Origin of the sequence: Bacillus sp. 0909A (assembly GCF_036765115.1) — a bacterium.
Taxonomy (GTDB): Bacteria; Bacillota; Bacilli; order Bacillales; family Bacillaceae; genus Bacillus; species Bacillus mojavensis.
In genome coordinates, this window is sequence record NZ_JBAIZU010000001.1 from 569,663 (window position 1) to 581,881 (window position 12,219).

The following is a 12,219-nucleotide window of genomic DNA, read 5'->3' on the forward strand; positions in this document are numbered from 1 at the left end:
TATGGTGCAGGAATGCTTACGAGAGGAGTTTGAGACATGGGTGAAACAGCGTATGTTACTGTCTCAGCGCTGACAAAGTATATAAAACGAAAATTCGATGTAGATCCTCACCTTGAAAATATTTGGATTAAAGGCGAATTATCGAATGTAAAAATACACACGAGAGGCCATATTTATTTCACTTTAAAAGATGAAAACGCCCGGATGCAGTCAGTCATGTTCGCCAGACAGAGCGAGCGTCTTCCTTTTAAACCGGAAAACGGTATGAAAGTGCTGGTGAGAGGCGGAATTTCCGTATACGAACCGAGCGGAAACTATCAATTATATGCAAAAGAAATGCAGCCTGACGGGGTCGGAGCGCTTTATTTAGCGTATGAAGAATTAAAAAAGAAGCTAGCCGGAGAAGGTTTATTTGACGAACGCTACAAAAAACAAATCCCCGCATTTCCAGCCACAATCGGGGTTGTGACATCACCCACAGGTGCTGCTGTCAGAGATGTCATTACAACTCTAAAAAGAAGATATCCCCTTGTAAAAGTCATTGTACTTCCAGCGCTCGTTCAGGGCGAAAATGCGAGCAGATCCATCGTTAGGCGCATTGAAGAGGCGAATGAAAAACAGATGTGCGACGTATTAATTGTTGGAAGAGGCGGCGGATCAATTGAAGAACTGTGGGCGTTTAACGAAGAAATCGTAGCGCGTGCGATCTTTGCTTCCAACATACCGATCATTTCAGCTGTCGGCCATGAGACGGATTTTACCATCAGTGATTTTGTTGCGGATATCAGAGCGGCGACACCTACAGGGGCAGCTGAGATTGCAGTGCCGCATACAACTGATTTAATGGAACGGACGAAAACGGCGGAAGTCAGGATGTCAAGAGCAATGCAGCAGCATCTCAACCAAAAAAAAGAACGGGTTCAAACACTTCAATCCTCATATGCATTTCGCTTTCCTAAGCGGCTGTTTGAGCAAAAAGAGCAGCAGTTTGACCTTGCTTACCAGCAGTTTCAAGCTCAGCTTACCGCTCTTTTGGACCGGAAAAGCAGACAGCTTGAGCGAGAAACTTACAGATTAGAGGCGCTGCATCCCCATGAACAGCTGAAGCAGGCCAGAAAACGATATGAGGATCAAACGAATCAGCTTAAAAAAAATATGAATATCCAAATGAAGCAGCTGCATTCTCAGTTTCAAACTGTTCTGGGCAAGCTGAACGCGTTAAGTCCCCTTCAAATTATGGAAAGAGGGTACAGCTTGGCTTATAAGGAAGATGAACTTATAAAAAGCGTCAGTCAGGTAGAAGAGAAAGACCAGCTGGAGGTAAAGCTGAAGGATGGCGTGCTGACCTGTGAAGTATTAAATAAGAGAGGGGAAGAAAAATGACAGACATGAAAAAAAATGAAAACATGACGTTTGAAGAAGCGATGAAAGGCTTAGAAAGCATTGTATCAAAGCTTGAAGAAGGCGATGTGCCTCTGGAGCAAGCAATTAACTACTTTCAAGAAGGTATGGCCCTTTCAAAAATGTGCCATGAAAAGCTTCAAAAAGTAGAGAAGCAAATGGACTTCATTTTAAAAGAAGACGGCGAACTGGCACCTTTTAGTGTTCAGGAGGAAGACGAAGGTGACAAATAAATTAGCTAGCTTTCTGGCGGAGCGTAAAAAAGCGGTTGAAGAACAGCTCTTTGTATATACAGAAAACCTTAATATCCCGGATTCATTAAAAAAATCTATGCTGTATTCCCTTGAGGCCGGAGGAAAGCGGCTGCGGCCTCTCATCGTGCTGGCGGTTTTGAATGCATACGGAAAAAGTGAAAAAGACGGTATCCCAGTCGGGTGCGCTGTTGAAATGATTCACACGTATTCCTTAATTCATGATGATCTGCCTTGCATGGACGATGATGATCTGCGCCGCGGAAAACCGACAAACCATAAAGTATTTGGTGAAGCCACGGCTGTTTTAGCGGGAGACGGGCTGCTTACGGAAAGCTTTAAGCTGATTACGTCCCATGTGTCAGACGAGGTATCTGCAGAGAAGCGACTTCGTCTTGTGAATGAACTGATTTCAGCGGCGGGAACCGAGGGCATGGTCGGGGGGCAGATCGCCGATATGGAAGCAGAAAACCGTCAGGTCACGCTTGAAGAACTTGAATCTATTCATGAACGGAAAACAGCCAAACTGCTCGGTTTTGGCGTCATCGCCGGCGCTATTTTGGCGGATGCGCCTGAGGAAGAAATTGAAACATTGCGCGCCTTCAGCAGCCACATTGGAATCGGTTTTCAAATCAGAGACGACATTTTAGATGTAGAAGGCAGTGAAGAGAAAATCGGCAAACGTGTCGGCTCGGATACAACGAACGAAAAATCAACGTATCCGTCACTTCTGTCACTGGAAGGGGCCAAAAAGAAATTGGACGGTCACATAGAAGAAGCAAAGCGCTTGATTGGCGGTCTCTCCCTTCAAAAAGACCTTTTGTATGAGCTATGTGATTTAATTGCGGCAAGAGACCACTAAAACGATCCTTATTTGAAGCGGCTGCACGAGATATGGTAAAATGTAAGCAGTTTCGATGAAAAAACAAAAGGAAGAGCGCGTTTGTCTTTTTTTATGCCTGAGAAATGATCTGAGTTCAGCTCGGCATTTAAGACATATATCAATGCAGAAATTCATGCTGAAAGTGAGTTGATCCGCTTTGGATCTTTTATCAATACAGGACCCGTCGTTTTTAAAAAACATGTCCATTGATGAATTAGAGAAATTAAGTGATGAAATCCGTCAGTTTCTGATTACGACTTTATCGGCTTCTGGCGGACACATTGGCCCTAATTTGGGTGTTGTTGAGCTTACCGTTGCATTGCATAAGGAATTTAACAGCCCGAAAGACAAGTTTTTGTGGGATGTAGGTCATCAGTCTTATGTCCATAAGCTGCTGACGGGCCGCGGAAAAGAATTTGAGACCCTTCGACAATATAAAGGGCTTTGCGGATTCCCGAAGCGGAGCGAAAGCGAACATGACGTATGGGAAACTGGGCACAGCTCAACTTCCTTGTCAGGTGCGATGGGGATGGCGGCCGCTCGCGATATTAAAGGAACGGATGAGTTTATCATTCCGATTATCGGTGACGGTGCGCTGACCGGCGGAATGGCGCTTGAAGCGCTGAACCATATCGGTGACGAGAAAAAAGACATGATTGTTATCCTCAACGATAATGAAATGAGTATCGCTCCGAACGTCGGCGCTATTCATTCCATGCTCGGACGTCTGCGAACAGCCGGGAAATACCAATGGGTGAAAGATGAGCTTGAATACCTGTTTAAGAAGATACCGGCTGTTGGGGGCAAGCTTGCCGCTACGGCAGAACGTGTCAAAGACAGCCTGAAGTATATGCTTGTCTCAGGCATGTTTTTCGAGGAACTCGGATTTACTTATTTAGGCCCGGTGGACGGACATTCTTATCATGAGCTGATTGAAAATCTTCAATACGCTAAAAAAACCAAAGGCCCTGTCCTGCTGCATGTGATCACCAAAAAAGGAAAAGGGTACAAACCTGCTGAAACCGATACGACCGGTACGTGGCATGGAACCGGCCCATATAAAATTAATACAGGTGACTTTGTAAAACCAAAAGCCGCAGCGCCTGCATGGAGCAGCCTTGTCAGCGGCACAGTACAACGAATGGCACGTGAGGACGGGCGAATTGTGGCGATAACACCGGCAATGCCTGTGGGTTCGAAGCTTGAAGGCTTTGCGCAGGAGTTTCCTGACCGAATGTTCGACGTCGGCATTGCAGAGCAGCATGCGGCTACAATGGCAGCCGCTATGGCATTACAAGGCATGAAGCCGTTTTTGGCTATCTATTCAACCTTCCTGCAGCGTGCATATGACCAGGTTGTTCATGACATCTGCCGTCAAAACGCCAATGTGTTTATTGGAATCGACCGCGCCGGATTAGTCGGTGCAGATGGAGAGACGCATCAAGGCGTATTTGATATCGCGTTTATGCGCCACATTCCAAATGTGGTCTTAATGATGCCAAAGGATGAAAATGAAGGGCAGCATATGGTTCATACAGCGCTGAGCTATGACGGCGGTCCGATCGCTATGCGTTTTCCGCGCGGAAACGGCCTCGGCGTCAAAATGGATGAACAGCTTAAAACGATTCCAATCGGCACGTGGGAGGTGCTGCGTCCGGGTAACGACGCGGTCATCTTAACATTTGGAACAACAATTGAAATGGCGCTTGAAGCTGCTGAAGAGCTGCAAAAAGAAGGCCTTTCCGTACGTGTCGTCAATGCGCGATTCATTAAGCCGATTGATGAAAAGATGATGAAGGACATACTAAATGAAGGCTTGCCGATTCTAACGATTGAAGAAGCGGTCTTAGAAGGCGGATTTGGAAGCGCGGTTTTAGAATTCGCTCATGACCAGGGGATGTACCATATGCCGATTGACAGAATGGGCATACCGGATCGATTTATAGAACATGGAAGCGTAACGGCGCTTCTTGAAGAAATAGGATTAACGAAACAGCAGGTGGCTGACCGAATTCGATTGCTGGCACCGCCCAAGACACATAAAGGAATTGGATCATGACGGCTAAGAAAGAACGATTAGATGTATTATTAGTGGAAAGAGGGCTTGCGGAAACGCGGGAAAAAGCGAAACGAGCCATTATGGCAGGAATTGTGTATTCGAATGAAAACCGCTTGGACAAGCCTGGTGAAAAAATTGACCGCGAGCTTCCGTTGACCATCAAAGGAAACCCGCTGAAATATGTGAGCAGAGGCGGCTTAAAGCTTGAAAAAGCATTGAAAGAATTTCCTGTCTCTGTTCAGGAGAAAGTTATGATTGATATCGGTTCCTCCACCGGCGGCTTTACGGACTGTGCTCTGCAAAACGGCGCAAAACAGTCTTACGCGGTGGATGTGGGCTACAATCAGCTTGCATGGAAGCTAAGACAGGACGAACGCGTCGTTGTGATGGAACGCACGAATTTTCGTTATGCGACTCCGGCAGACTTCACAAAGGGCATGCCGGAGTTTGCTACGATTGATGTATCCTTTATTTCACTTCGGCTGATCCTGCCAGTTTTAAAAACATTGCTTGTACCAGGCAGCGATTGTATTGCGCTTGTCAAGCCTCAGTTTGAAGCAGGCCGGGAATCCGTCGGCAAAAAAGGCATTGTCAGAGATCCGAAGGTGCATGAAGATGTTGTGCGGCGTATGGTCAGTTTTTCGGCTAGCGAGGGCTATATCTGCAAAGGCCTGTCATTTTCTCCAATTACGGGAGGAGACGGAAATATTGAATTTCTCCTTCATTTGCAGTGGCCGGGTGAAGGTCAAGAAGGCGCAGGCTTGCCTGAGGAGGAAATCAGCCGCATAGTGGAAGAAGCACATAGGACGTTAAAAGAAAAAAAAGCAGATGTACCGGAATAATAGGGCGCTATTATTCCTTTTTTCTGCATTCATGTACTTTTTGCGGAGAATCATATACCATATAAGAACAGATAAGCTGGAAATAGAGGTGCTTACATGAACAAAGGCCAGAGGCATATCAAAATCAGAGAAATCATTACAAGCAATGAAATCGAAACCCAAGATGAATTGGTTGACATGCTGAAGCAGGATGGATACAAGGTCACACAAGCCACGGTTTCGCGCGATATTAAAGAGCTTCACCTTGTGAAGGTGCCGACAAATAATGGCTCATATAAATACAGCCTACCGGCGGACCAGCGTTTCAATCCGCTGTCTAAGCTGAAACGGTCACTGATGGATGCTTTTGTGAAAATAGATTCAGCAAGCCATATGATTGTGCTGAAAACCATGCCGGGCAATGCCCAGGCAATCGGAGCGCTGATGGACAATCTGGACTGGGACGAAATTATGGGGACCATTTGCGGAGATGACACCATTTTAATTATTTGCCGGACTCCTGAAGATACCGACGGCGTAAAAAGCCGGCTCCTAGAGCTGCTGTAAAGGAAATCTAACAAAGATAAGAGGTGTAATGCTGTTTGTTAGCTGAATTATCGATTAAAAACTTTGCCATTATTGAGGAACTGACGGTTTCTTTTGAACGCGGGCTTACGGTTTTAACAGGAGAAACCGGAGCCGGCAAATCCATCATCATAGATGCCATTTCTCTTTTAGTCGGTGGCCGCGGCTCATCTGAATTTGTCAGGTATGGAGAAACAAAAGCCGAGCTTGAAGGGCTGTTTCAGTTAGACAGCGGCCATCCCGTTTTTGACGTTTGTGCTGAACAGGGGATTGACGTTTCAGATGAAATGATCGTCATGAGAAGGGATATCAGCACGAACGGGAAAAGCGTATGCCGGGTAAATGGCAAACTTGTAACGATTGCGTCGCTTAGAGAAATCGGCAGGCTTTTATTAGATATTCACGGGCAGCACGATAACCAGCTGTTAATGGAGGACGAAAATCATCTTCAGCTATTGGACAAGTTTGCGGGAGCCGAAGTGGAAAGCGCACTTCAAGCGTATCAGGAAGGTTATCAGCGCTACATGAAGCTGCTTAAAAAGTTGAAGCAGCTTTCTGAAAGTGAGCAGGAAATGGCGCACCGGCTTGATTTGATTCAATTTCAGCTTGAAGAAATTGAGTCAGCAAAGCTCGAACTGAACGAAGATGAGCAGCTGCAAGAAGAGCGCCAGCAAATTTCAAATTTCGAGAAAATATTTGAATCACTGCAAAATGCTTATAACGCGCTGCGCAGCGAGCAGGGCGGTCTGGACTGGGTCGGAATGGCGTCGTCTCAGCTTGAAGATTTATCCGATATTAACGAACCGCTGCAAAAACTTTCTGAGAGTGTTTCGAACTCTTACTATCTGCTAGAGGACGCTACATTTCAGATGAGAAATATGCTGGATGAGCTAGAATATGACCCGGAACGATTGAATTTTATTGAGGCGCGTCTTAATGAGATAAAGCAGCTAAAGCGGAAATACGGGGCAACCGTTGAGGATATTTTAGAATATGCTTCTAAAATTGAAGAAGAGATTGATCAAATTGAAAACAGAGACAGCCATCTTCAAAGCCTGAAGCAGGAGCTCGATTCGGTTGGTAAAGATGTTGCAGTAGAAGCGGCAAACGTTTCACGAATTCGAAAAACATGGGCGAAAAAGCTGGCTGACGAAATCCATCGTGAACTGAAAAGCTTATATATGGAAAAGTCGACTTTCGATACGGAGTTTAAGGTCAGAACAGCAACCCGCGGTGAGGAAGCGCCTGTCGTAAACGGACAGGCTGTTCAGCTCACTGAACAAGGGATTGATCTGGTGAAGTTTTTGATTTCCACCAATACGGGGGAGCCGCTGAAATCTCTTTCTAAAGTCGCTTCCGGCGGAGAGCTGTCAAGGGTCATGCTTGCCATTAAAAGCATTTTTTCCTCACAGCAGGACGTTACCTCGATTATATTTGACGAGGTAGATACAGGCGTAAGCGGCAGGGTCGCTCAGGCTATTGCTGAAAAGATTCACAAAGTATCGATGGGATCACAAGTGCTTTGCATTACGCACCTGCCTCAGGTGGCAGCCATGGCCGATACCCATCTTTACATTGCGAAAGAATTAAAAGACGGAAGAACGACGACGCGTGTAAAGCCGCTGACTAAACAAGAGAAGGTGGCGGAAATCGGGCGCATGATAGCAGGAGTCGAAGTCACAGACTTAACAAAACGCCATGCGAAAGAGCTGTTAAAACAAGCGGATCAAGTCAAAACAACTGGGTAAGCTGCGCAATATACGCAGCAGCTTCAGCGTGCTGACAAACCCTCAATCGTTGTCAAGTCTAAGCGTCGGTGCTCACGAATGACAGTACCCTCCCTTTCTAGACTTCAAGGGTTTTCAATCACGCTGAAAGGATGACAAAAGTTTAAAACTTTATTCGATTTTAAAACTTTTGTCAACAGTCTTAAGCTGCGCATATGCGCAGCTTATTTTTTTTGTATACTCATCCATTCGTTCATCAGTATATCCAATGTTTTTCTTTATATGACAGTTATAAATAAGGGCTGAGAAGGCAAAAGTAATGATGTAGCAGCAATTCATAAAGAAGGTGTGGGGTAGGAGCGAGGAGAGTGAAGTAGTGAATGCCGGATAACATCAGAAAAGCAATAGGTTTAATTCTCCTTGTTTCGTTATTAAGTGTAGGTTTATGCAAACCATTAAAAGAGTATTTACTGATTCCAACGCAAATGAGAGTATTTGAAACCCAAACACAAGCGATTGAAACGAGTTTATCTGTAAACGCCCAGGAAAAATCATCAGAAGCGTTTACAGTAGAGAAAGACCCGCATGAAATCAAAGTCACAGGCAAAAAATCAGGCCAGTCAGAATTAGTATATGATCTTGTCGGATTTCCAATCAAAAAAACAAAAGTGCAAGTTCTGCCGGATTTAAAAGTCATACCGGGCGGGCAATCGATCGGTGTCAAACTTCATTCCGTGGGAGTGCTTGTCGTCGGATTTCATCAAATTAACACAAGCGAAGGGAAAAAATCCCCTGGTGAATCGGCAGGTATTACAGCAGGCGACATTATTATTGAGATGAATGGACAGAAAATTGAAAAAATGAATGATGTTGCCCCGTTTATTCAAAAAGCGGGAAAAACCGGAGAGTCTCTTGATTTGCTGATCAAACGTGATAAACAGAAGATCAAAACAAAGCTGATTCCTCAAAAGGATGAAGCTGAAGGCAAATACCGAATCGGTTTATATATCAGGGATTCTGCCGCGGGTATCGGCACAATGACCTTTTATGAGCCGAAAACAAAAAAATACGGAGCGCTTGGCCACGTGATCTCCGATATGGATACGAAAAAACCAATTGTCGTGGAAGATGGAGAAATCGTCAAATCGACTGTGACATCAATTGAAAAAGGGACAGGCGGAAATCCTGGAGAAAAACTGGCGCGATTTTCCTCTGAACGCAAAACGATCGGGGACATTAACAGAAACAGCCCATTTGGTATCTTCGGCACGCTGCATCAGCCGATTAAAAACAAAATCTCAGACAAGGCGCTGCCGGTTGCTTTTTCAAATGAAGTGAAAAAAGGGCCTGCTGAAATCTTAACGGTCATTGATGATGATAAGGTAGAAAAATTTGATATCGAAATCGTCAGCACGACACCGCAAAAGTTTCCGGCTACAAAAGGAATGGTCTTAAAAATTACCGATCCAAGACTGCTCAAGGAAACAGGCGGCATTGTACAAGGCATGAGCGGAAGTCCAATCATTCAAAATGGAAAGGTCGTCGGGGCCGTCACCCATGTGTTTGTCAACGACCCGACAAGCGGCTACGGCGTGCATATTGAATGGATGCTGTCTGAAGCAGGAATCGATATTTACGGAAAAGAAAAAGCAAGCTAACTGCCGGAATTCCGGCAGTTTTTTTGCTTTTCTCCCTCTTCACTTCTCATCATACATACGTTAAAATGAACAAAAGAAGATTTTTCGACAAATTCACGTTTCCTTATTTGTCAAATTTCATTTTTAGTCGAAAAACAGAGAAAAACATAGAATAACGAAGATATGCCACTATTATTGTTAGTTATGATTTTTTTTAGAGGGTATATAGCGGTTTTGTCGAATGTAAACATGTAGCAAGGTGGAATCCTGTTAACTACATTTGGGGAGGAAGAAACGTGGAGAAAATTAAAGTTTGTGTTGCTGACGATAATCGAGAGCTGGTAAGCCTGTTGAGTGAATATATAGAAGGACAGGAAGACATGGAAGTCATCGGAGTTGCTTATAACGGACAGGAATGCCTGTCGCTATTTAAAGAAAAAGATCCTGATGTGCTCGTCTTGGATATTATTATGCCGCATTTGGACGGACTTGCTGTTTTAGAGCGCCTGAGAGAATCAGATCTGAAAAAACAACCTAACGTCATCATGCTGACAGCCTTCGGACAGGAAGATGTCACGAAAAAGGCCGTCGATTTAGGAGCTTCCTACTTTATTCTCAAACCGTTTGATATGGAAAACCTTGTCGGCCATATTCGCCAGGTCAGCGGAAATGCCAGCAGTGTGACGCATCGCGCGCCGTCATCACAAAGCAGCTATATACGCAGCAGCCAGCCTGAACCAAAAAGGAAAAATCTCGACGCGAGCATCACAAGCATTATCCATGAAATTGGCGTCCCTGCACATATTAAAGGATATCTCTATCTGCGTGAAGCGATCTCAATGGTGTATAACGACATCGAACTGCTCGGCAGTATTACAAAAGTCCTCTATCCGGACATCGCCAAAAAATTCAATACAACCGCTAGCCGTGTAGAAAGAGCGATCCGCCACGCGATTGAAGTGGCATGGAGCAGAGGGAATATTGATTCCATTTCCTCATTGTTCGGTTATACAGTCAGCATGACGAAGGCTAAGCCGACCAACTCAGAGTTCATTGCGATGGTTGCGGATAAGCTGAGATTAGAACATAAGGCTTCTTAAGCATGATCAGTAAAAGCACTTAAATCAAACGTCTTTTATTTATTGGTTTCCACTGATAAATAGGAGGCGTTTTATTTTTGGATAAATCTGTTATAATAAATGCGGAAGATTGATGAATATTTGTTTATACGCTTGGAGTGATCGAAAATGCGTGAAACGTACGGGCTGCTAATCGCTATATTTATTCTTTCGCTTTGTGTCAATTCAAACATCGTTGTGGAGTCACACAAAATAGGCATGCTGATTGACTTCATTTCATTTGCTGCTATGGTCGTATGTATATTCGTTGGTTGGACCATGAGAAACAGAAAGGCAAAAACGGATTGAAACCCTTTACGCTGGATGTTCGTAGGATAAAGAGCAATTGAAGGATAAAGGAGACATACGCATGAAAAAGAGAAAAAAGAAAAACAGAAAAAGTGACGGACTGCTGTTTGATTTTCTAACCGAAGGAATTGGTCAGCTTCTCATTTTGCCGTTTAAATATTTGCACAAACTATTCGATTGACGAAAAGGACCCTTTCCTAAGGGTCTTTTTTTATAAAAAAGACTGCCGAAATATTCCGGCAGTCACATCAAATTAATCTTTATAAGGAACCCATCCAGGTGTGTTCACAATCGCTTGCCATAGCGGCTCGGGCAAGTGATATTTTTCTTTGTCTGTGCCTTTTATCACAGTTTCAATTTGTTTTTCGCGTCCTTCTTTTACTTTTACAGCCCAATCAGGATCAACTAAAATTTCACGCCCCATCGCCACAAGCGGGATATCGTTTTCAATCACAGCAAGCGCGTCATCAGCAGAATGGATGGAACCAACAGCAATCAGCGGCACCTTGTGTCCGACACGTTCCTTCAATAAGTCCATACGTGTACGTGTTGGGTCTGCGCCGCGGCGCGCTTTGGAGTTGACGTCCATCAATGAAATATGGAGGTAATCCAGTTCTTTTTCTACTAAGGCATCAACTAGCGTGAAGGTTTCTGTCATTGTCAGTCCCGGTGTATCTGGCTCTTCCGGAGACAGACGGTAGCCGACTAAAAATGCACCCTTCGCGTGATCAGCAATTGCTTGTTTCACCTCATCCACAATAGCAAGCGGGAAGGCTAATCGTTTCTCGTCGCTTCCTCCCCAGCGGTCTGTGCGCTGATTTGTTTTTGGAGAATAAAACTGCTGAATCAAGTAGCCGTTTGCACCGTGAATTTCGACACCGTCAAATCCGGCTTCAATGGCACGTCTTGTCGCTTCTCCAAAAGCCTTCACAATGTTTTCAACCTTTGCCTCTGTCAATGCACGGGCAATTTGTTTACCGCTATCAGACACGTCACTTGGCGCGACAACATCCTGATTCGGTACAAGCTCAGGAGGACATTCAATTCCGCCGTGATGAATTTGCACAATCGCTTTTGACCCTTGTGCTTGAATGGCTTGCGCTAATCTTTTTAGCCCGGCAATATTTGAGTCGTCATGGATGGCTGGCTGTCCGGGAAATGCTTTTCCATCAGGCGTGACGTTTGCGCATGCTGTAATCACCATTCCCATTTCTTTTGAACGGGGGATGATGTAGTCCAGCTCCGCTTCAGAAATCGTGCCGTCCTCGTTGGAAGAATAATGGGTCATTGGAGCAACCGCGATCCGGTTGTCAATCGTAACGCCGCTTCGAAATGTAAATGGTTCAAAGAGAGGTTTGTACTTTGGATTCATAAAATCATCTTCTTTCGTTTGGATTCGCACATATTCTAGCCTATATGTAAAATTTG

Annotated in this window: 10 protein-coding genes; 9 read left to right on the forward strand and 1 reads right to left on the reverse strand. The window is 44.7% G+C overall.

The features are described 5' to 3' along the window. Positions 1-36 precede the first annotated feature (36 nt). From xseA to spo0A, 9 genes are all read left to right on the forward strand, one after another. Entirely contained in the window at positions 37-1,383 is a 1,347-nt protein-coding gene (gene xseA / locus V6D42_RS03060) for an exodeoxyribonuclease VII large subunit (RefSeq protein ID WP_284559276.1), read from the forward strand. After that, positions 1,380-1,634: an exodeoxyribonuclease VII small subunit gene (locus V6D42_RS03065; RefSeq protein WP_010334887.1), complete on the forward strand. Its 255-nt coding sequence runs from the start codon at positions 1,380-1,382 to the stop codon at positions 1,632-1,634. Before xseA ends, V6D42_RS03065 begins: the two co-directional genes overlap by 4 nt. Beyond that, entirely contained in the window at positions 1,624-2,514 is an 891-nt protein-coding gene (locus tag V6D42_RS03070; RefSeq protein ID WP_010334886.1) for a polyprenyl synthetase family protein, read from the forward strand. Before V6D42_RS03065 ends, V6D42_RS03070 begins: the two co-directional genes overlap by 11 nt. A gap of 178 nt (positions 2,515-2,692) precedes the next feature. Then, positions 2,693-4,594: a 1-deoxy-D-xylulose-5-phosphate synthase gene (dxs, locus tag V6D42_RS03075; protein WP_284559274.1), complete on the forward strand. Its 1,902-nt coding sequence runs from the start codon at positions 2,693-2,695 to the stop codon at positions 4,592-4,594. After that, positions 4,591-5,436: a TlyA family RNA methyltransferase gene (locus V6D42_RS03080; RefSeq protein ID WP_333512331.1), complete on the forward strand. Its 846-nt coding sequence runs from the start codon at positions 4,591-4,593 to the stop codon at positions 5,434-5,436. The genes dxs and V6D42_RS03080 overlap by 4 nt, the downstream gene beginning before the upstream one ends. 96 nt (positions 5,437-5,532) lie before the next feature. Then, positions 5,533-5,982, forward strand: coding sequence for an arginine repressor ArgR (gene argR / locus V6D42_RS03085; protein WP_010334883.1), 450 nt, complete (start codon positions 5,533-5,535; stop codon positions 5,980-5,982). 35 nt (positions 5,983-6,017) lie between these two features. Then, positions 6,018-7,748, forward strand: coding sequence for a DNA repair protein RecN (recN, locus tag V6D42_RS03090; protein ID WP_333512332.1), 1,731 nt, complete (start codon positions 6,018-6,020; stop codon positions 7,746-7,748). A gap of 359 nt (positions 7,749-8,107) precedes the next feature. Continuing rightward, a complete protein-coding gene (gene spoIVB / locus V6D42_RS03095) occupies positions 8,108-9,385 on the forward strand; it encodes a SpoIVB peptidase (RefSeq protein WP_333512333.1) in 1,278 nt (425 codons plus the stop codon). A gap of 275 nt (positions 9,386-9,660) precedes the next feature. Further along, entirely contained in the window at positions 9,661-10,464 is an 804-nt protein-coding gene (gene spo0A, locus V6D42_RS03100) for a sporulation transcription factor Spo0A (protein WP_333512334.1), read from the forward strand. Positions 10,465-11,044: 580 nt separating this feature from the next. Here spo0A and V6D42_RS03105 read toward each other — a convergent pair. Further along, the gene (locus V6D42_RS03105) at positions 11,045-12,163 is read right to left on the reverse strand and encodes an NADH-dependent flavin oxidoreductase (protein ID WP_333512335.1); all 1,119 of its coding nucleotides are present in this window, start codon (positions 12,161-12,163) and stop codon (positions 11,045-11,047) included. Between the last annotated feature and the right edge of the window lie 56 nt (positions 12,164-12,219).

Coding starts and splice junctions, on each gene's coding strand:
- xseA (WP_284559276.1), top strand. CDS start 37: ATGGGTGAAACAGCGTATGTTACTGTCTCAGCGCTGACAAAGTATATA.
- V6D42_RS03065 (WP_010334887.1), top strand. CDS start 1,380: ATGACAGACATGAAAAAAAATGAAAACATGACGTTTGAAGAAGCGATG.
- V6D42_RS03080 (WP_333512331.1), top strand. CDS start 4,591: ATGACGGCTAAGAAAGAACGATTAGATGTATTATTAGTGGAAAGAGGG.
- argR (WP_010334883.1), top strand. CDS start 5,533: ATGAACAAAGGCCAGAGGCATATCAAAATCAGAGAAATCATTACAAGC.
- spoIVB (WP_333512333.1), top strand. CDS start 8,108: ATGCCGGATAACATCAGAAAAGCAATAGGTTTAATTCTCCTTGTTTCG.
- V6D42_RS03105 (WP_333512335.1), bottom strand. CDS start 12,163: ATGAATCCAAAGTACAAACCTCTCTTTGAACCATTTACATTTCGAAGC.